The 18,465-nt window shown below is 71.7% G+C and carries 20 protein-coding genes; 11 read left to right on the top strand and 9 right to left on the bottom strand.

Features of this window, described 5'->3' with window-relative positions:
• The first annotated feature begins 530 nt into the window (after nucleotides 1–530).
• The 3 genes from ACRAKH_RS06530 (at nucleotide 531) to ACRAKH_RS06520 (ending at nucleotide 1,591) form a co-directional block, all read left to right on the top strand.
• Nucleotides 531–746, top strand: coding sequence for a hypothetical protein (locus ACRAKH_RS06530; RefSeq protein ID WP_380718746.1), 216 nt, complete (start codon nucleotides 531–533; stop codon nucleotides 744–746).
• A 2-nt stretch (nucleotides 747–748) separates the two neighbouring features.
• Entirely contained in the window at nucleotides 749–1,111 is a 363-nt protein-coding gene (locus ACRAKH_RS06525; RefSeq protein WP_380718744.1) for a hypothetical protein, read from the top strand.
• Nucleotides 1,112–1,234: 123 nt separating this feature from the next.
• Nucleotides 1,235–1,591 (top strand): VOC family protein, encoded by a 357-nt coding sequence (locus tag ACRAKH_RS06520; RefSeq protein ID WP_380718828.1) that lies wholly within the window; start codon nucleotides 1,235–1,237, stop codon nucleotides 1,589–1,591.
• Between the two features lie 159 nt (nucleotides 1,592–1,750).
• Here ACRAKH_RS06520 and ACRAKH_RS06515 read toward each other — a convergent pair whose 3' ends face one another.
• Nucleotides 1,751–2,470, bottom strand: a complete 720-nt coding sequence (locus ACRAKH_RS06515; protein ID WP_447009683.1) for a maleylpyruvate isomerase family mycothiol-dependent enzyme — start codon at nucleotides 2,468–2,470, stop codon at nucleotides 1,751–1,753.
• A gap of 84 nt (nucleotides 2,471–2,554) precedes the next feature.
• Here ACRAKH_RS06515 and ACRAKH_RS06510 point away from each other — a divergent pair, with 84 nt between their 5' ends.
• Nucleotides 2,555–3,763 (top strand): GNAT family N-acetyltransferase, encoded by a 1,209-nt coding sequence (locus tag ACRAKH_RS06510; protein ID WP_380718740.1) that lies wholly within the window; start codon nucleotides 2,555–2,557, stop codon nucleotides 3,761–3,763.
• A gap of 60 nt (nucleotides 3,764–3,823) precedes the next feature.
• A complete protein-coding gene (locus ACRAKH_RS06505; protein WP_380718738.1) occupies nucleotides 3,824–4,573 on the top strand; it encodes a hypothetical protein in 750 nt (249 codons plus the stop codon).
• Nucleotides 4,574–4,603: 30 nt separating this feature from the next.
• Here ACRAKH_RS06505 and ACRAKH_RS06500 read toward each other — a convergent pair whose 3' ends face one another.
• Together ACRAKH_RS06500 and ACRAKH_RS06495 are read right to left on the bottom strand one after the other, a co-directional pair.
• On the bottom strand, nucleotides 4,604–5,407 hold the full coding sequence (locus tag ACRAKH_RS06500) for an Fpg/Nei family DNA glycosylase (protein WP_380718736.1): 804 nt from the start codon (nucleotides 5,405–5,407) through the stop codon (nucleotides 4,604–4,606).
• A complete protein-coding gene (locus tag ACRAKH_RS06495; protein WP_380718734.1) occupies nucleotides 5,407–5,874 on the bottom strand; it encodes a ribose-5-phosphate isomerase in 468 nt (155 codons plus the stop codon). Before ACRAKH_RS06495 ends, ACRAKH_RS06500 begins: the two co-directional genes overlap by 1 nt.
• Nucleotides 5,875–5,901: 27 nt before the next feature.
• Between ACRAKH_RS06495 and ACRAKH_RS06490 the strand changes: the two genes are divergently transcribed.
• Nucleotides 5,902–6,618, top strand: coding sequence for a 2-phosphosulfolactate phosphatase (locus ACRAKH_RS06490; protein WP_380718733.1), 717 nt, complete (start codon nucleotides 5,902–5,904; stop codon nucleotides 6,616–6,618).
• 3 nt (nucleotides 6,619–6,621) lie between these two features.
• Here the strand turns inward: ACRAKH_RS06490 and ACRAKH_RS06485 are convergent, their stop codons facing one another.
• Both ACRAKH_RS06485 and ACRAKH_RS06480 read right to left on the bottom strand, forming a co-directional pair.
• Complete coding sequence (locus ACRAKH_RS06485) at nucleotides 6,622–7,977, bottom strand: aldehyde dehydrogenase family protein (protein WP_380718731.1); 1,356 nt, start codon at nucleotides 7,975–7,977, stop codon at nucleotides 6,622–6,624.
• Nucleotides 7,978–8,045: 68 nt separating this feature from the next.
• Nucleotides 8,046–8,660 (bottom strand): DsbA family oxidoreductase, encoded by a 615-nt coding sequence (locus ACRAKH_RS06480; RefSeq protein WP_380718729.1) that lies wholly within the window; start codon nucleotides 8,658–8,660, stop codon nucleotides 8,046–8,048.
• A 219-nt stretch (nucleotides 8,661–8,879) separates the two neighbouring features.
• Here ACRAKH_RS06480 and pepN point away from each other — a divergent pair, with 219 nt between their 5' ends.
• The gene (gene pepN / locus ACRAKH_RS06475; RefSeq protein WP_380718727.1) at nucleotides 8,880–11,441 is read left to right on the top strand and encodes an aminopeptidase N; all 2,562 of its coding nucleotides are present in this window, start codon (nucleotides 8,880–8,882) and stop codon (nucleotides 11,439–11,441) included.
• A 117-nt stretch (nucleotides 11,442–11,558) separates the two neighbouring features.
• Here pepN and ACRAKH_RS06470 read toward each other — a convergent pair whose 3' ends face one another.
• The gene (locus ACRAKH_RS06470; RefSeq protein WP_380718725.1) at nucleotides 11,559–12,410 is read right to left on the bottom strand and encodes a helix-turn-helix domain-containing protein; all 852 of its coding nucleotides are present in this window, start codon (nucleotides 12,408–12,410) and stop codon (nucleotides 11,559–11,561) included.
• A 201-nt stretch (nucleotides 12,411–12,611) separates the two neighbouring features.
• On the opposite strand from ACRAKH_RS06470, the gene ACRAKH_RS06465 reads away from it, so the two are divergent.
• Both ACRAKH_RS06465 and ACRAKH_RS06460 read left to right on the top strand, forming a co-directional pair.
• Nucleotides 12,612–13,448 (top strand): helix-turn-helix domain-containing protein, encoded by an 837-nt coding sequence (locus ACRAKH_RS06465; protein WP_380718723.1) that lies wholly within the window; start codon nucleotides 12,612–12,614, stop codon nucleotides 13,446–13,448.
• Nucleotides 13,448–13,612 (top strand): DUF397 domain-containing protein, encoded by a 165-nt coding sequence (locus tag ACRAKH_RS06460; RefSeq protein WP_380718721.1) that lies wholly within the window; start codon nucleotides 13,448–13,450, stop codon nucleotides 13,610–13,612. Before ACRAKH_RS06465 ends, ACRAKH_RS06460 begins: the two co-directional genes overlap by 1 nt.
• Before the next feature lie 57 nt (nucleotides 13,613–13,669).
• On the opposite strand, the gene ACRAKH_RS06455 is transcribed toward ACRAKH_RS06460, so the two are convergent.
• Together ACRAKH_RS06455 and ctaJ are read right to left on the bottom strand one after the other, a co-directional pair.
• Nucleotides 13,670–14,155, bottom strand: coding sequence for a DUF5130 family protein (locus ACRAKH_RS06455; protein WP_380718719.1), 486 nt, complete (start codon nucleotides 14,153–14,155; stop codon nucleotides 13,670–13,672).
• Nucleotides 14,142–14,387: an aa3-type cytochrome oxidase subunit CtaJ gene (gene ctaJ / locus ACRAKH_RS06450; RefSeq protein WP_380718717.1), complete on the bottom strand. Its 246-nt coding sequence runs from the start codon at nucleotides 14,385–14,387 to the stop codon at nucleotides 14,142–14,144. Before ctaJ ends, ACRAKH_RS06455 begins: the two co-directional genes overlap by 14 nt.
• A 453-nt stretch (nucleotides 14,388–14,840) precedes the next feature.
• Between ctaJ and ACRAKH_RS06445 the strand changes: the two genes are divergently transcribed.
• Complete coding sequence (locus ACRAKH_RS06445; protein ID WP_380718715.1) at nucleotides 14,841–15,524, top strand: DUF2345 domain-containing protein; 684 nt, start codon at nucleotides 14,841–14,843, stop codon at nucleotides 15,522–15,524.
• Between the two features lie 12 nt (nucleotides 15,525–15,536).
• Here ACRAKH_RS06445 and ACRAKH_RS06440 read toward each other — a convergent pair whose 3' ends face one another.
• Nucleotides 15,537–16,202, bottom strand: a complete 666-nt coding sequence (locus ACRAKH_RS06440; protein WP_380718713.1) for an HNH endonuclease — start codon at nucleotides 16,200–16,202, stop codon at nucleotides 15,537–15,539.
• 151 nt (nucleotides 16,203–16,353) lie between these two features.
• Between ACRAKH_RS06440 and ACRAKH_RS06435 the strand changes: the two genes are divergently transcribed.
• Complete coding sequence (locus tag ACRAKH_RS06435; RefSeq protein ID WP_380718711.1) at nucleotides 16,354–18,447, top strand: prolyl oligopeptidase family serine peptidase; 2,094 nt, start codon at nucleotides 16,354–16,356, stop codon at nucleotides 18,445–18,447.
• The last annotated feature ends 18 nt before the right edge of the window (nucleotides 18,448–18,465 follow it).

Below are 18,465 nucleotides of genomic sequence, written 5' to 3'. Positions count from 1 at the left end.
GAACGGGCACCACCCCGAGGCGGCTGGCACGTGGCCGAGTGTCAGGGTGGTGCCCGGTAAAGACTGCGACATGCCGTCGCTGCCCGTGCCCCTCGCGTGCCCCATCTCAGGGTCAACAGCGGTCAATCAAGGGCACAGGCGGTCAGATGGCGAGCATAGGCGCTGGTCAGGGGGTTAGCTGGTCACGGGCTTGATCGTTGCCAGACCTTCCAAGCTCGTCATGCGGGTTCGATTCCCGTCACCCGCTCCAGCCTCTTCCCCTTGCAGGTCAACAGCGGTGCCACCCATCCCAGGGCAGCACCGCTGTCGCGTCTGGTGATCACGTCGTGCGATTGGCGTGCGATTGGCTCGCCTTCACCCGCTCGCTGAGCCGGCGCCACTCGTCTCGGCGGCCTCTTCGAGACCTACGCTGAGGGCCTGGGAACCGTTTGTGCAGGAGCGAGGCGTGCGACGTTCGAAGAGAAGGCTGGACCCGGTCCCGCCGGTCAGCCGCTTCGAGCTGGTGCTGATTCGTCAAGGTCGCGATCGCGGTGTCCGGGCGCACGGACCTCACCTTCGAACTGGACCCGGAGGGCGAAGACGCCGTCGTGGACACCTGCTGGTTGCTGACGATCCACACCGCGTCGGACGAGGTGGACGTCCTCGTCTCGTCCGACGGCTGGTCCTTCGCGTGCGAGGACGACGACGGGTACTTCGAAGACACGGTGGAGAGACCGCGGTTGTCCGAGGTGTTTCGGGAGCTGTAGGCGTGGAGACGCTGTCAAGGCGGTCCGGTACCGACAACGACAGGAACATCATCCCACCGGACGGCTTTCGGGTCGCCGACCTTTTCGCTGTCAGACTGGTGAACATGGGGTTGGTCGAGCCTTCTCGCGCTGACGTCGAGCGGCAGATGGTGGGGCTGTTGTCGGGCGCCCTCGGTCGGGACGCGGTGGATCGGTGGGCTGGGCGGTACTTCGCCGCGGACGTCGAGGTGGCCGACCCGGTCGTGTGGCAAGCCCTCGGTCGGTTGCACGGGGTTGACCTTGTTGATGGACCGGGCGGGGAGTACTTGCACGACCTCGGTCAGGTGGCCGAATGGCTTGCCGACCTCCGTGGAGGGGTGAGCTAGGGGTCGCGGCGGTTGCGCTCGTGGCTGCTTGCCGACTTCGGCGCTGTTCCCGCTCGAACCGGGGTCGTGTGCGCATTCCACCCCGTGGAGGATGAGACAGGTCCACTGTGGAGTGGCGTGAGAATGGGGCGCGGTATGCGGTTGGATCAGGTCGTGGTGGATTGCCTCGAGCCGGGGAGGTTGGCTCGGTTCTGGGCGGCGGTGTTGGGGGGTGTGGTCGTCGAGCGGGAGCACGGGTGGGCGCACGTCGAGCCGCCCGGGTGGCCTCGGATCTCGTTCCAGCCGGTGGCCGAGGGGAAGCGGGTGAAGAACCGGCTGCACTGGGACATCGACGTGGACGACATCGGGGAGGCGACGCGTCTCGCGGTGGGGTTGGGGGCTACCACGAGCGGTGTCCTCCAGGTTGACGAGCAGGGGAGCTTTCAGGTGTTGCTCGACCCCGCCGGCAACGAGTTCTGCTTCGTCCGGCCGCGACGGTAGGGCGGTCGGGACGTCACGTGGTCAGGGCGCGCCACAGGGCCTCGCCGAAACGGATCGCCAGCACCACCACTAGGACGCCGAAGGTGAACGTCACCAGGCATCTCAGGATCACGCGGAGCTTCGTCACGGAGCACAGTGTGCGCCCGCGGGAACCAGAAATCAGCCCGTTGCGCCCGCCACCGCGGCACGCAACGCGCGCACGGCCGTCACGTCGCCCTCGACCGACAGGTGCTCCTCCCCCGCCCGTCCCCACAGCCACAGGTCGACCGCGGACGCCGATCCGCTGACGACGGCCGCCGCGTCACCGCGAGGGCCGTAGTCGACGATCCCCTCGTGCAGCGCCACCGTCCACGACCGGCCGGGTACGCGCAGCGTCACGGGACGCCCGGACGTGTGCGCCCGCGGCGGGAGGTGGGTGCCCAGCCAGAGGCGCAGCACCTCGTCCACGCCGTCGGCGGCCACGTCCTCGTCCAACGGGGACGCGCCGCCGGTCGCGGCCTCGGCGTCGACGCGGTGCACGGCGGTCTCGTGCGTCATCCGCCGCAGCCAGAAGCCGAGGGTCTGGTCCCACGGGCACCACGTCGCCGTGACGGTCGCGGCGCGCGCCGGGTCGAGCACGGCGGTCAACGCCGCCGCGCCGTCGCGGTACCAGGCGACGGGGTCGGCCGGGTCGGGATGGGACGTCCAGCCCGCGGGCCGGGCGCCGTCGGTGACCCACCGCGTCACCATGCGGTGGATGGAGCCGACGTGGGTGATCAGGTCGCCGACCGTCATGCCGGGGCACGCCGGCACCGGGCGGTCCGGCGGGGCGAGGTCGGCCGCCACCGCCAACGCCTCCGCTTCGACGCGGAGCGCGCGAGCCAACGCAAAGGGGTCCACCGACCAAGCATCGCGGAACGGGCGGGGTCGGCGCGATGCCGAATCGGATCGCGCGGAACGATCGACCGGCGTATGAACGGTGCCATGACGCTCACACTCCGCACCCTCACCGCGGACGACCTCCCGGCGTTCCAGCGGGTCTTCGACGCGGCGTTCCTGCTCGACACCCAGGAGGACCGGCTCGAACGATGGCGTGACGTCTTCGAGCCGGAACGCCACCACGCCGTGTTCGACGGTGACGAGATGATCGGCGGCGGTGGCGTCCAGAGCCGCGAGATGACGGTCCCCGGCGCGGGTCCGGTGCCGATCGCGGCGGTCACGTCGGTAGGTGTGAAGCCTGGTCACCGCCGTCGCGGCGTGCTGACCAGGCTGATGCGGGCCCAGCTGCACGGCCTGCACGAGGAGGGCCGCGAGGCGGTGGCGGCGCTGTGGGCGTCGGAGGCGGGGATCTACCCCCGGTTCGGGTACGGGTTCGCGGCGCAGTTCGCGCGGCTCGCGGTGCCGCGCGGCGCGGCGTTCCACCCCGGCGTGTCGCTGGGCGGGGAACGGGTGCGCGAGGTGTCGCGGGACGAGGCCATGCCGGCGATGAAGGCCGTGTACGAGTCGCTGCGCCCGACCCGCACGGGCTGGCTGAACCGGTCCGACGCCCACTGGGGCCACCACCTGGCGGACGAGGAGCGCGACCGCGGCGGGCTGACCGCCTACCGGTACGTGCTGCACCCGGACGGCTACGCGGTCTACCGGATCAAGGGCGACTGGCAGGAGCGCGGCCCGCGCAGCGAGCTGCACCTGCGGGAGATCGCGGCCAGGACGGACGAGGCGTACGCGGCGCTGTACCGGTACGTGCTGGACCTCGACATGGTGGGCGAGGTGCAGTTCTTCACCGCCTCGGACGACCCGGTGGTGCACCTGCTGGCCGACGCGCGGCTGGCGTTGCGCAGCATGCAGGACTCGCTGTGGGTGCGGCTCGTGGACGTGGACCGCGCGCTCGTCCAGCGCCGGTACGGGTCGGACGTCGACGCGGTGCTGGAGGTGCACGACGACTTCTGCCCGTGGAACGGCGGCCGGTGGCGGTTCACCGTGAAGGACGGCACGGCGACCGTGCAGCGGGTGGACGACGACCCGGACGTGGTGCTGGACGTGCAGGCGTTGGGCGCGGCGTACCTCGGCGGGACGAAGTTGACGGTGCTGGCGCGTGCGCAACGGGTGCGCGAGGTCACGGAGGGTGTCCTCCGCACCTTGTCGCACGCGTTCTCGGGTGACCGCGACCCGCACTGCTCGGAGCTCTTCTGACCGGTCGGGGAACCTCCGCGACGCGGCGGGCGTTCTCCGGACAACAGACCGGGAGGTCCGATGACCACAGGAATCGTGCTGCTCGTGCTGCTCGTCCTGGTGGTGGGTGCCGGCTGGTACTTCGCCAGGGCCGCCGCCGAGAAGCGCCGCCGGGAGTTGGAGGACGCGCAGGCCGACGCGCGCCGCTGGGTCGAGCGGCTGGGCGGCCAGGTGATGAACCTGACCGGCACGGACGTCGCCTCGCAGCAGGCGTTGGCGGACGCGTCCGAGCGGTTCACCGCCGCCGGTTCGCAGATGGAGCAGGCGCGGACGGTGGAGCAGTGCCGCCTGGTCACGCAGACCGCGATGGAGGGCCTGTACTACGTGCGGGCGGCGCGGGTCGCGATGGACCTGGACCCCGGCCCCGAGCTGCCCGACCTGACGGGTCAGAGCCGTGCGGGCAAGGTGTCGGAGGAGCGTGACGTCACGGTGGAGGGCCACCGGTACGTCGCCTCGCCGCGGCCGGGCGCGGGCACGCCGCACTACTACCCCGGTGGGGTGGTGGCCGGTCGTCCGGTGCCGCAGGGCTGGTACTCGGAGCCGTGGTGGAAGCCGGCGCTGGTGGCGGGCGCGTGGGGCTTCGGCTCGATGTTGCTGTTCAGCGCCATGTTCTCCGGCATGGTGGGTGTGCCGGCGGCCGTCGCGGCCGAGGACGCCGGTGGCGGGGACGCCAGTGGTGACGGTGGCGATGGCGGCGACGGTGGTGACGGCGGTGACGGCGGAGGCGACTTCGGCGGTGACTTCGGCGGGGGCGACTTCGGCGGGTTCTGACCGGGACCGCCCCGGTGGCGGGTCACCCGGTCACGCGGGCTGGCAGGTGGGGCACCAGTAGAGGTTGCGGGCGGCCAGTTCGGCGGCCGCCACGGGGGTGCCGCAGAGCAGGCAAGGCTGACCGGTGCGGCGGTAGACGTACACCTCGCCGCCGTGCCGGTCCTGGCGCGGCGCCCGGCCGGTGACCTCGGGCAGGTGCTCCGGCCGCACGGTGTCGATCCGGCCGGCCTCCACCCCGGCCCGCATCAGCACGGCCAGGTCGGACCACAGGTCGTCCCACAGCGCCCGGTCGACCCGGTTCCCCGGCACGAGCGGGTGGACGCCGTGCCGGAACAGCACCTCGGCCCGGTACACGTTGCCGACGCCCGCGAGCACGGACTGGTCCATCAGCAGCACGGCGATGGACTGGCGCGACCGGGCGACGCGCGCGTAGGCCAGTTCGGGCTTGGCGTCGCGGCGCAGCGGGTCGGGGCCGAGGCGGGCGCGCAGGGCGGCGACCTCGACGTCGGTCAGCACCTCGCACCGGGTGGGGCCGCGCAGGTCCGTCCAGTGGGTGGGGCCGGCCAGGCGCATGCGCACCTGGCCGACCGGTTCGGTCACGGGGTGGGGCGACTCGCTGAACGTGCCGTAGAGGCCGAGGTGGACGTGCACGGTGGCGTCCGGGCCGTACACGTGGAACAGGTGCTTGCCGTGCGCCTCGGCGCGCAGGAACCGCCGACCGTCCACAGTGGACGCCGGGAACCTGCCCTGCGGGCTGGACACCCGGACGGTCGAGCCCGCGTAGCGGCGGTGGTGCAGCTCCGCCAGGCGGTGGAGCGTGTGGCCTTCGGGCATCAGGGCAGGGCCGGGGCCTCGCCGGTGCGCTCGTACTCGGCGAGGATGCCGATGCGGCGCGCGTGCCGCTCCTGCCCGGAGAACGGGGTGGCCAGGAAGGCCTCCACGATCGCGAACGCCTCCTCGGTGGTGTGCATCCGGGCGCCGAGGCCGATCAGCTGGGCGTCGTTGTGCTCGCGGGCGAGCTTCGCCGTCTCCACGCTGTAGGCCAGGGCGGCGCGGGCGCCGGGCACCTTGTTGGCGGCAATCTGCTCGCCGTTGCCGGAGCCGCCGATGACGACGCCCAGGCTGCCCTCCTCCGCGACCACCCGACGGGCGGCCTCGATGCAGAACGGGGGGTAGTCGTCCTCCGCGTCGTACACGGCCGGACCGACGTCCACCACGTCGTGGCCCGCGTCGGTCAGGTGCTTGGCGAGGGCGGTCTTCAGCTCGAAGCCCGCGTGGTCCGATCCCAGGTAAACGCGCACGTCAGCAAGTCTGCCATCCTCGGGCGCGTGTTCGGACAAGAGGGTTCGCGGCTGAGGTTGGAATGGGGTCCCGAGGGGGTCGCCGCGCTCGGCGGGTCGTGCGCCGTGCTGGTGATCGTGGACGTGCTGTCGTTCTCCACGGCGGCGGACATCGTGGTCGGGCGCGGCGGTTCGGTGCGGCCGGTGCGGTGGGCGGACCGGGAACGGGCGGCGCGGCCCGCGGACCCGGCGTGGACGTTGCGCCCGTCGTCGCTGGTCACGGTGCCGCCGGGGACGGAGCTGGAGCTGCCGTCGCCGAACGGCGCGACGTTGTGCGCCCTGGCCGAGGCGACGGGGGCGGTCGTGCTGGCGGGGTGCCTGCGCAACGCGCGGGCGGTGGCGGACGCGGCCCGCTCGCTGGCGGCCGGCGGGCCGATCGGCGTGGTGCCGGGCGGCGAGCGGTGGGGTGTGGACATCCTCACGAACACCGGCGAGAGCGGGCCGCTGCGGCCGGCGGTGGAGGACCTGCTCGGCGCGGGCGCGGTGGTGGCGTCGCTGCTCGGGTACGGGACGGCGTCGGTCGAGGCGGCGCTGGCGGCGGAGATGTTCGCGCGGGCGTCGGTGGAGGACGTGCTGACCGGCTGCGTGTCGGGGCGTGAGCTGATCGCCGCCGGTCACGCGGGCGACGTGGCGCTAGCCGCCGAGCTGAACGCCAGCACCGCCGTGCCGCTGCTGGCGGACGGCGTGCTGCGCGCGGCGGGCTGACGCTCAGCGCTGGATGGACTTCACCTCGGTGAACTCGTCCAGCCCGAAGCGGCCGAACTCGCGCCCGTTGCCGGACTGGCGGTAGCCGCCGAACGGCGCGCTGGTGTTGAACGCGGCGCCGTTGATGTCGACCTGGCCGGTGCGCAAGCGCTTGGCGACGGACAGGGCGCGCGACGGGTCGGCGGAGAACACGGCGCCGCCCAGGCCGTAGATGGTGGAGTTGGCGATGCGCACGGCGTCGTCCTCGTCGGCGTACGGCAGCACGGACAGGACGGGGCCGAAGATCTCCTCCTGCGCGATGGCCATGTCCGGCCGCACGTCGCCGAACACGGTCGGCGCGACGTGGAAACCGCGCGAGGTCGGCGCTTCCGGGCCGCCGAGGGCGAGCTTCGCGCCTTCCTCGACGCCCCGGCGGATGTAGCCGACGACGCGGTCGCGCTGGGCGGCGGACACGGCCGGGCCGATGCGGGTGGCGGGCAGGGACGGGTCGCCGGGCTCGTACTTCGACGCCGCCGCGACGGCGATCTCCAGCGCCTCGTCGTGCCGGGACGCGGGCACCAGGAGCCTGGTCCACGCGCTGCACGCCTGGCCGTTGTTCATGAACGCGTTGGCGACGCCGATCTTGACCGCGCGGCTCAGGTCGGCGTCGTCCAGCACGACGTTCGCCGACTTGCCGCCCAGTTCCAGCGCGACCCGCTTGACGGTGTCGGCGGCGAGCGCGGCGACCCGCCGACCGGCCCGCGTCGACCCGGTGAACGACACCATGTCCACCATCGGGTGAACGGCGAGGGCTTCGCCGACGACCGGCCCGGTGCCGTGGACGACGGAGAACACGCCCTCGGGCACCCCGGCCTCGGCCAGCACGGTCGCCAGCAGGTCGGCCGTCATGGGCGCGAGCTCGCTGGGCTTGAGCACCACCACGTTGCCCGCCGCCAGCGCGGGCACGACCTTGGCGACCATCTGCTGGAGCGGGAAGTTCCACGGGGTGATGGCGGCGACGACGCCGATCGGCTCGCGCAGGACCAGCGAGTTGCCGACCTCCTCGCCGTCGAAGTACCCGCCCGCGAGGACGTCGGCCACGCCGCGCGCGATGCCGACGGGGTTCGGCACCTGGACGCGCGTGGCGAACGTGAGGGGCGTGCCCATCTCGGCGACCATCGTGGCGGCCAGCTCGTCGGCCCGCGCCTCCAGCCCGTCGGCCACCCGCCGCACCAGGTCGAGCCTGGCCTCGACGGACGTCGCCGACCACGCCGGGAACGCGGCGACAGCCCTGGTCACGGCCGCGTCGACGTCACCGGGCGTGCCGGCGCGAACGGCGCCGATGACCTCTTCGGTGGTCGGGTTGACGACCTCGATCACTGCGGACTCCCCGAGAACGGTGTGACACTCCACGACGAAACTCGCCTCAGAGTGTCACACCGCGGGACTCAGGAGAAGTCCAGACCGCCCGTCCGGGTGCGCTTCAGCTCGAAGAAGTGCGGGTAGCTCGCCAGCGCCCGCGCGCCGTCGAAGACCTTCACGGCGTCCTCGCCGCGCGGGATCCGGCTCAGCACCGGCCCGAAGAACGCCACGCCCTCGATGTGGATGGTCGGCGTGCCGACGTCCTCGCCCACCGGGTCCATGCCCCGGTGGTGGCTGGCCCGCAGGTCGCCGTCGTGCTCGTCGGTGTGCGCGGCCTCGGCGAGCTCGGCGGGCAGGCCGACCTCGGCCAGCGCCTCCTTGATGACCTCGTCGTAGTCCTGCTTGCCCTGGTTGTGCAACCGGGTGCCCATCGCGGTGTAGAGGTCGCGCAGGACGGCGTCGCCCTTCAGCTTGGCCGCGGCGATCGCCACGCGCACCGGGCCCCAGCCCCGGGTCATCACGTCGCGGTACTGCTCCGGCAGGTCACGGCCCTCGTTGAGCACCGACAGGCTCATCACGTGGAACTCGAGGTCGATGTCGCGCTGCTTCTCGACCTCCAGGATCCACCGGGACGAGATCCACGCGAACGGGCAGATCGGGTCGAAGTAGAAGTCGACCTTCGTGCGTCCCTCTGTCGACATGCGGTGTCCCTCCGTGGGTGCTCGTGTGCGGTGCGCCAGGTTCGGCGTCCATCGTGCACAACCAGCCGACCACACGCAGTCTTCCCTCGGACGCCAGTCCACTTCCGCCCGTCCCACGTGATTGGATGCGACTGTCGTGTTCACCGACACGACACCCTTTCCCCGTTCCGACGACGTCGGCGCCGAGGCTTCTCGCGGCGCCGGCAGACGAGGTGACCAGTGGCGGCACCCAACCTCACCCGCGACCAGGCGCAGCAGCGGTCTGCGCTGTTGGAGGTCGACTCCTACCGGATCGAGCTGGACCTGACCGACGGCGGTGGCAAGCCCGGCTCGGACACGTTCCGCTCCACCACGACGGTGTCCTTCCGCAGCCGGACGCCCGGCGCGTCCTCGTGGGTCGACATCGTGGCCGCCACCGTCCACCGGGCCGTGCTCAACGGGCGCGAGCTGGACGTCGCCGAGTACCGGGAGGAGGACGGCGTCCACCTGCCCGACCTGGCCGAGGTCAACGAGCTGACGATCGAGGCCGACTGCCGGTACATGAACACCGGCGAGGGCCTGCACCGGTTCGTCGACCCCGTGGACGGCGAGGTGTACCTGTACTCGCAGTTCGAGACGGCGGACGCCAAGCGCATGTTCGCCTGCTTCGACCAGCCGGACCTGAAGTCCGTCTACGACCTGGCGGTGACCGCGCCGCACCACTGGAAGGTCGTCTCCAACTCGGCGATCGAGTCCACTGTGGACGGTGTCGGCGGCGCGGACAGGCACGTCTTCGGCACCACCAAGCCCATGTCGACGTACCTGGTCGCGCTGGTGGCCGGCCCGTACGCCGAGTGGCGCGACGAGTTCACCGACGGCGACACGACGATCCCGCTGGGCATCTACTGCCGCGCCTCGCTCGCGCCGCACATGGACGCCGAGCGCCTGTTCACCGAGACCAAGCAGGGTTTCGGCTTCTACCACGGCGCGTTCGGCGTGAAGTACCCGTTCGGCAAGTACGACCAGTGCTTCGTGCCCGAGTTCAACGCGGGCGCGATGGAGAACGCGGGCTGCGTGACGTTCCTGGAGGACTACGTCTTCCGCAGCCGCGTCACCCGCTACCTGTACGAGCGCCGCGCCGAGACCGTGCTGCACGAGATGGCGCACATGTGGTTCGGCGACCTGGTCACCATGCGCTGGTGGGACGACCTGTGGCTGAACGAGTCGTTCGCCACCTGGGCGTCGGTGCTGGCGCAGGCCGAGGCGACCGAGTACCGGCAGGCGTGGACCACGTTCGCCAAGATCGAGAAGTCGTGGGCGTACCGGCAGGACCAGCTGCCGTCCACGCACCCCGTGGCCGCGGACATCCCGGACCTCCAGGCGGTCGAGGTCAACTTCGACGGCATCACCTACGCCAAGGGCGCCTCGGTGCTCAAGCAGCTGGTGTCGTACGTGGGGCTGGACAACTTCCTGTCCGGCCTGCGGGTGTACTTCGGCAAGCACGCCTGGGGCAACGCGACGCTGGCCGACCTGCTCAACGCGCTGGAGGAGGCGTCGGGCCGCGACCTGTCGTGGTGGAGCGCCCAGTGGTTGGAGACGACCGGCCTGAACCTGCTGCGCCCCAAGTACTCCGTGGACGCCGAGGGCCGGTTCACCGAGTTCGCGGTGCTGCAGGGCGGCGCGCGCCCCGGCGCGGGCGAGCTGCGCACGCACCGGCTGGCGATCGGCGTCTACGACTCGGACGAGTCGGGCAAGCTCGTCCGCACGCACCGGGTCGAGCTGGACGTGTCCGGCGAGCGCACCGAGGTGCCGGACCTGGTCGGCGTGCCGCGCGGCAAGCTGGTGCTGGTCAACGACGACGACCTCACCTACTGCACGATGCGGCTGGACGCGGACTCGCTGGCGTCGCTGATCGACCACATCGCCGACATCGCCGAGCCGCTGCCACGCACGCTGTGCTGGTCGGCGGCGTGGGAGATGACGCGCGAGGCCGAGCTGAAGGCCCGCGACTTCGTGAACCTGGTGCTCGGCGGGCTGCACGCGGAGACCGAGGTCGGCGTGGTTCAGCGGCTGCTGCTCCAGGCGCAGACGGCGCTGTCGTCGTACGCGGACGTGTCGTGGCGCGACGAGGGCTGGCGCCGGTTCACCACCCGGACGCTGGAGCTGGCGCGGGCCGCCGAGCCCGGTTCGGACCACCAGCTGGCGTTCGTGAACGCGCTGGCCGGGTCGGTGCTGGACGAGTCGACGTTGGCGCTGCTGCGCGGCTGGCTGGACGGCACGGACGCGCTCGACGGCCTCGACGTCGACACCGACCTGCGGTGGCGGCTGCTGCACGCGCTGGTCGCGCACGGCGCCGCGTCGCTGGACGAGATCGCCGCCGAGGAGGAGCGCGACCCGACCGCGACCGGCCGCCGCAAGGCGGAGTCGGCGCGGGCGCTGCGGCCCACCGTCGAGGCGAAGAACGAGGCGTGGGACCGGGCGGTGAACGACGACGACCTGCCGAACGCGGTGTCCGAGGCGATCATCGCGGGCATCCAGCACCCCGGCCAGAAGGCGCTGTTGCAGCCGTTCGTCGAGCGGTACTTCGCCGACGTGGCCGCGGTGTGGGAGCGGCGGTCGAGCGAGCGGGCCCAGTCCATGGTCGTCGGGCTGTTCCCGTCGTGGTCGATCTCGAAGGAGACGGTGACGGCGTCCGACGAGTGGCTGGCCGAGGAGCGCCCGCCGGCGCTGCGGCGGCTGGTGTCCGAGGGCCGCGCGGGCATCGTGCGGGCCCTGGCGGCGCAGGAGTTCGACCGGTCCTGACCGGGTGTTCGCGGCAACGGGGCGGCGCTGGTGGCGCCGCCCCGTTGCGCTTCCCGGCGTGCGGGGTGGAGGACACCGTCCGGTGCGGCGGAACGGTGGCTCCCCGGCACGCGGGGGCTAGGCGCGACGCTCGCGGTCGTAGGCGTCCGCCCACCGGGCGAAGACGTCGCGGGACTGGGCCGGTGTCAGCACCAGCCGTTCGAGCTGGCGCATCTTGAGCTGGTAGGCCATGACGGCGGTCGGCTCGTCGTGGAACACGGTCGCCGTCTCGGTCTCCGTGTACGCCAGGGGCTTGGTGGGCTCCTGGAACGTCAGCAGGGCCCCCGGGTGCCGCAGCGCCCCGTGCGACCGGGCGGTCATCGGGATGACGCGCGGGCTGATCTGGGCCCACCCGCACATCAGCGTCAGGCGCAGGAGCTGGTCGCGCATGACCTTCTGGTCGCCGACGACCACCCGCAACGCCGCCTCGTGGATGTAGATGACGGTTTCCGGGCCTCCGGGCCGCCGCAGGTTGTCCTGGCGGTCCATCCGGGCCTGGGTGGCGTCGCGGTCGCGGGTCAGCGCGAACGCGTAGTCCTCGGTCTGCGCCAGGCTCGGGATCGTCAACGGCTCGTAGACGGTGACCGTCCGCGCGGCCGACTCGTGCAGCGCCAGCGCCGTGAGCGTGTCCGGCGACGCGCGGTGCAGGCGCAGGAAGCTGCCGGTGTCGGCTTCGCTCGCGATGGACAGGATGCGGTCGCGGGTCGGTTTGTCCGCGCCGCACCGGCCGAGCAGCGTGCCGATTTCCCACGCGCTCGTGCCGCGGCTGCCGGTTTCGAGTTTCGACAGTTTGCCCAGGGACCAGCCCAACGCCTCGGCGACGAAACCCGACGACAGTCGGGCCCGGTGCCGGACGCGGCGCAATTCTTCCCCCAATTCGCGGCTGCGGGCAGTGCTCAGCCGGACAGGCTGCCTTTCTTCGGGTTCCATGTCTCCCCTACTAATGGCGGGACACGGCGGGTGGTGGGCACGGCGCATTCCGCGCACTTCACCACCCGCCGCGCATGTCCGACCAGCGTGCGGGCTGGCCGGTGGCTTTGTTGCACAACAGACTGTCCGTCCCGGAACAGCCGGTCAATACCCTTTTCGAGCGAGAGACTTGACCACCGGTCCCGTTCTAAGCTGCATTACATGAATCGCAATACCTCGAAGGCCATCGCCTTGGGAGCGCGCCTGCGCAACGTTCGAGAGGCCAATAATCTCAGTCAACGCGCACTCGGACGTAAAATCGGTGTGGTGCATTCGTTGCTCTCGCGCAACGAAAGCGGGCAGCGGGTGCCGACCCGCGCGGAGGTGATCCGCATCCTCGAACCCCTCGACATCCCCGATCGGGTTCGCGAAGAGATCCTCGGCATGACCGAGGACACCGCCGGTTCACCCCTTGAGGTGATCGAACTGCCGGAGCGCCGGGTCCAGATCGCCGCGCTGGTGGAGCTGGAGCAGATGGCCCACGAGATCGTGAGCTGGTCCCCGCTGATCGTCCCCGGCCTGTTGCAGGTCAGCGCCTACACCCGCTCGATCATGGAGGCCGCCCGCATCCCGGAGGAGGAGATCGCGACCCGCGTCGCCGTGCGGATGGGGCGGCGCGACGTCCTCACCCGGCGCAACCCGGTCCGCTTCACCGCCCTGATCGGCGAGGCGGTGCTGTTGCAGACCGTCGGCGGCCCCGCGGTCATGGCCGAGCAGCTGGACCACCTGCTGATGATGAGCGCGCACGAGAACGTCGACCTGCGCATCGTGCCCTTCGCCACCGGCTGGCACCCCGGTCTGGACGGCCCTTTCCACGTGCTGAAGTGCAACGGGACGTCGTTCGTGCACCTGGAGAACCGGATCAGCTCGGTGTTCGTGCAGGAACCCGAGGTGGTAGCCGGCTTCGAGGCGTCCGTGCCAAGGTTGCTGGAGGTCGCGATGGACCAGGAGCGGTCCTTCGAGTTCATCGCGAAGGTGGTGCGGACGACGGGAGTCTGATGGCCCTGCGGTGGAAGAAGTCCAGCAAGAGCGTCGAGAGCGGTTCGTGCGTCGAGGTGGCGAGCCACCTGGGCGCGGTGCGGGACAGCAAGAACCCCGAGACGGTGCTGGACGTCGACGCGGTCCGGCTGAGGGCGTTCGTGGACGCGCTCAAGTCCCGGTAGAACGCGAAGGCCCCGGCGCAAACCGCCGGGGCCTCCACGTCGTTCGGGGTCGTCGCGTCAGACGCGCCTCGGCGCCGGACCCGCCTGGTCGATCAGCATCCGCAGGCCGCCCACCAGACCGCCGGCGAGGTCGCCCTCCTTGAAGGACGCGACCATGCTCATGACGGCGAGCTTCGCGCCGCGGTCGGCGATGCGGCGGTGCGACTCCTCGCCCGTCACGATCTCCACCACGCGCTGTCCCGGCGACACCGCGATCAGCACGGCGTGCGTCGGGCGCGTGGTGCTCGCGTGCATCTCCTCGGCCTGCGCGCGGGAGTCGGGGCCCAGGTCGCCGAGGTACACGCTGAAGTCCAGCCCGGTCGTGCGGCTGGCCAGCGTCAGCGCCTCGTCCAGGCTGGCCAGCTGCACCGGCGTGAACGGCAGGCTGGGCGCGTGCGGCTCGTACATCTTCGCCGCGGACACCCGGCCGCTGTTGGTCACGACCGCGCCGTCCTCCAGGGTCGACGGGTCGACCTCGGTCCTGGTCAGCTCACCAGTTGCCACGAGCACCTCCCTTGGCGGTCCGGCCCTCGGCCGGGGTCGCGGCGGCCTGGTGCGCGCCACCGGGCAAGCCGCCGGGGTTCGCCGTCCACCAGACGGGGGCGTAGTTCCATTCCTGGCCCGGGCGGTACCGCTGAATGCGGGTGGCCTTCGGCCTCAGCGTCAGTAGCGTGATCACGCCGTAGATGGCCAGCGGGATCAGCGCGAAGACGAGCACGGTCTCCACGATGGTCACGGCGGTTACGGTAACCGATCGGCCTGGTCAGCTCGGGGCGAGGGCACCCGTAGCCGCGCCGGCGGGCGGCGGGCGCCGGTTCTGTCTGTGAACGCCGCCCCGCGGCGATGGCGTTCGATCACGCCTAACGGCGGTGACGGCGCGGCGGGACGCGGTCGGGCGTCGCGGGGCCGTGCGGCCGGGCGCGATCACCGTGGCCGCACGGCATGGCGCGGTGTGGCGCGGTGTGATCTGGCCGACCCCTCACCTGGGACGACGTCACCCTCGGTATCCATCGATGCCGGATGCACTAGCTCCGGCGCTCGATCGTCGCAGTGCGTACACCCGGACGGTCTTCCCCCGTACGGAGGCGAATGGCGGCCGGTTTGGCGTCTTGTCCTGGGCCCAGTCGGCTTCTAGCTTTTCACCTGTACGGGTCTTGCGCATCCGATTCCGGATACTAATTCCCGCCCGATGAGTCTCGGAGGACACGACATGTACACCGTGAACCGCGCTCTGGTCGCCGCTCTCACTCGTTCGTCGTACACCCAGTCAGAGCAGAGCGTTACGGCTGTTCGGCGCTCCACGGGGGCCTCCCGGTCCGTCCGCATCACGGCACGGGACTCCGTTCGGATTACCTGCGCGACGCCCGACTCGGTGCGCATCACCGCTCGGGACTCGGTCCGCATCACCGCGTTCGGCTCGGTGCGCATCACCGCGCGCGACTCCGTCCGCATCACAGCCTGCGACTCGGTGCGCATCACGGCGTCCGATTCCGTGCGCATCACGGCCCGCCAGGACTCGGTCCGCATCACCGCCCGCCAGGACTCGGTCAGGATCACGGCCCAGGACCGCGACTCGGTGCGCATCACGGCGCGCGACCGCGACTCGGTGCGCATCACCGCCCGCGACCGCGACTCGGTCCGCATCACGGCGCGCGACCGCGACTCGGTCCGCATCACGGCCCAGGACCGCGACTCCGTTCGCATCACCGCACGTCAGGACTCGGTTCGCATCACCGCACGTCAGGACTCCGTGCGCATCACCGCGCGCCAGGACTCGGTCAGGATCACGGCGCGGGACTCCGTTCGCATCACGGCGCGCCAGGACTCGGTGCGCATCACGGCGCGCCGCGAGGACTTCGCCCTGGCGGCGTGAGGCGGTGCCGGCTCAGGCCGCGGGTTCGCCCAGGTAGGGCAGCCACAGCGGGTCGGCCTCGGTGACGCCGGCCAGCAGCCGCCAGTGCGGCCCGCGGGGCGCGTTCGGCACCACGCGCAGGCGCCAGCCCAGCTCCGAGAGGAGCTTGTCGGCCTTGCGGTGGTTGCACTTCGCGCAACAGGCCACGCAGTTGGTCCACGAGTGGGGACCGCCCCGGCTGCGCGGCACGACGTGGTCGATCGTCTCGGCCCGCCCGCCGCAGTACGCGCAGCGGTACCGGTCGCGGTGCATCAGCCCGGCGCGGGTCAGCGGCACCCGGCCGCGGTAGGGCACCCGCACGTAGTTCGCCAGCCTGATCACCGACGGAACGACCACCTCGGACGTCGAGGAGTGGACGACCGCCCCGGCGGGGTCGCCGTGCACCACCTCGGCCTTCCCGCACACGACGAGCACCACCGCGCGCCGCAGCGGCAGCGCGGTGAGGGGTTCGAACGTGGCGTTGAGCAGCAGGACCTTGCGCCGGCCCCAGGGCAGCACCACGGGCGCCTGACCGGCCCCCTCCCCGTCGACCACAGCGTGCACGGACGACACCGCGAGCTGTTTTTGGCCGGACGGGGCCGACGACGCGATCCCGGCGTTCACCAGGGCGCCGATCGGGGTGGGTTGTCGGTCTGGCACGCGACCACCTCCACCGGTTCAGGCATAGCAGACCACAGATGGGCCCCAAAAATCACCTGTGATATGTGACGTGTCACGGAGCCGTGGCCAAAACCCCGGTGAACAGACCCCTATCGAAGATGGTTTTCATCAGGGTTCTACGCTCGGCGAGGTGACCGAAGCCCCCCGCGCAGCGCTGCCTGCGACGATCACCTACCCCACCGCGGAACGGCTCGACCTCGTCGAGGACCTGCACGGACACGCGGTCGCCGACCCGTACCGGGCGCTCGAAGACCCTGCGGACCCCCGCACCGCCGCCTGGTCCGCCGAGCAGGACGCGCTGGCGCGGTCGTGGCTGGACGCCATGCCCGGCCGGGACGCGCTCGGCGCCCGCCTCGCCGAGCTGATGCGGACCGGGTCCGTCGGCACACCGGTGTGGCGGGCCGGACGGGCGTTCTACACCCGGCGCGACCCCGACCAGGACCACCCCGTGCTGTACGTGCGGGTGGACGGCGTGGAGCGGGTGCTGGTGGACGTGTCCGCGCTCGACCCGACCGGCCGGACCACGCTGGACCGCTGGACGCCGTCCGCCGAGGGCACGCGGCTGGCCTACCAGGTGTCGGTGGGCGGCGACGAGCACTCGTTGCTGCACGTCCTCGACGTGGACACGGGCGAGCTGCTGGACGGCCCGATCGACCGGTGCCGGTACTCGCCGGTGGGCTGGCTGCCCGGCGGCGAGGAGTTCTTCTACGTGCGGCGGGTCGACCCGGCGCTGGTGCCCGAGGACGAGCGGCAGTTCCACCGGCGGGTGTGGCGGCACCGCGTGGGCGCGCCCGCGTCGGACGACGTGAACGTCCACGGCGACGGGCTGGACCACACCTACTACTACGGGCTGTCCCTGTCGGAGGACGGTCGGTGGCTGCTGGTGAACGGCGCGCCCGGCACCGTGCGGCGCGACTCGGTGTGGATCGCCGACCTGCACGGCGACGCGGAGCTGCGGCCGGTCGTGCTGGCCGAGGACGGCGTGCAGTGCGCGGCCTGGGTCGCCCCGGACGGGCGGCTCTACCTGCGGACCAGCCTCGACGCGCCCCGGTTCCGGCTGTGCGTGGCCGACCCGGCCGCGCCGACCGAGTGGACCGAGCTGGTGGCCGAGGACGCGGACTCGGTGCTGGACGCCGTGACGTGGCTGGACGGACACCTGGTGCTCCTGCGGACGCGGCACGCGGTGTCGGAGCTGCACCTGCATTCCCCCACGACCGGCGCCCACGTGGGCGAGGTGCCGATGCCCGGGACGGGGTCGCTGCACGGGTTGTCCACAGTCGACGCGCTCACCCCCGCGGATCGCGACGTGCTGTGGTTCGGCTGGTCGGACTTCACAACGCCCATGTCGGTGTACCGGTACTCGCTGTCCGAGGGCCGCACCGAGCTGGAGTCGGCCGCGCCCGGAACGGTCGCGTTGCCGGAGTTGTCCACACAACAGGTCTCGTACCGCTCGGCCGACGGGACGGTCGTGCGAATGTTCGTGGTGTCCGGGGAGCAGCACCCGGACCTGCCCCGTCCGACGCTGCTCACCGGGTACGGAGGGTTCGCGGTGGGCCGCGGGCCGGGGTACAGCGCGACGACGCTGGCGTGGGTCGAGGCGGGTGGCGTGTGGGCGCACGCGTCGCTCCGCGGCGGCGACGAGGAGGGGGAGGAGTGGCACCGGGCCGGGATGCGCGAGCGCAAGCAGAACGTGTTCGACGACTTCCACGCGGCGGCCGAGCGGCTGATCCGGGACGGCTGGACGACGCCGCAGCAGCTGTCGATCACGGGCGGGTCGAACGGCGGCCTGCTCGTCGGCGCGGCGTTGACGCAGCGGCCGGAGCTGTACGCGGCCGTGGTGTGCTCAGCGCCACTGCTGGACATGGTCCGGTACGAGAAGTTCCTGCTGGGGAGGTTGTGGGCCGAGGAGTACGGCTCGGCGTCCGTGCCCGAGGAGCTGGGGTGGCTGCTGGCCTACTCCCCGTACCACCAAGTGCGGCCGGGAGTTGAGTACCCTTCGGTGCTGTTCACGGTCTTCGAGTCGGACAGCCGCGTGGACCCCAACCACGCCCGGAAGATGTGCGCGGCGCTCCAGCACGCGTCATCGAGTGATCCGACGAAGCACCCGGTGCTGCTCCGCCGCGAGACCGAGGTGGGGCACGCGGGCCGATCGGTCAGCCGGTCGGTGGGGCTGGCCGTGGACCAGTTGACCTTCCTGGCCTGGGCGACCGGGCTCGACTTGTGAGAGCGGAGGACTGAGCAG

It is taken from the genome of Saccharothrix hoggarensis, from assembly GCF_052936025.1.
The sequence above is the reverse complement of the archived record's forward strand: the minus strand, read 5'-3'. Positions and strand labels throughout refer to the sequence as shown.

Bases quoted from the DNA above. Each gene is read 5' to 3' on its own strand.
- ACRAKH_RS06520 (WP_380718828.1), top strand. From the start codon at position 1,235: ATGGGGCGCGGTATGCGGTTGGATCAGGTCGTGGTGGATTGCCTCGAG.
- ACRAKH_RS06510 (WP_380718740.1), top strand. From the start codon at position 2,555: ATGACGCTCACACTCCGCACCCTCACCGCGGACGACCTCCCGGCGTTC.
- ACRAKH_RS06505 (WP_380718738.1), top strand. From the start codon at position 3,824: ATGACCACAGGAATCGTGCTGCTCGTGCTGCTCGTCCTGGTGGTGGGT.
- ACRAKH_RS06500 (WP_380718736.1), bottom strand. From the start codon at position 5,407: ATGCCCGAAGGCCACACGCTCCACCGCCTGGCGGAGCTGCACCACCGC.
- ACRAKH_RS06480 (WP_380718729.1), bottom strand. From the start codon at position 8,660: ATGTCGACAGAGGGACGCACGAAGGTCGACTTCTACTTCGACCCGATC.
- ACRAKH_RS06470 (WP_380718725.1), bottom strand. From the start codon at position 12,410: ATGGAACCCGAAGAAAGGCAGCCTGTCCGGCTGAGCACTGCCCGCAGC.
- ACRAKH_RS06465 (WP_380718723.1), top strand. From the start codon at position 12,612: ATGAATCGCAATACCTCGAAGGCCATCGCCTTGGGAGCGCGCCTGCGC.
- ACRAKH_RS06460 (WP_380718721.1), top strand. From the start codon at position 13,448: ATGGCCCTGCGGTGGAAGAAGTCCAGCAAGAGCGTCGAGAGCGGTTCG.
- ACRAKH_RS06445 (WP_380718715.1), top strand. From the start codon at position 14,841: ATGAGTCTCGGAGGACACGACATGTACACCGTGAACCGCGCTCTGGTC.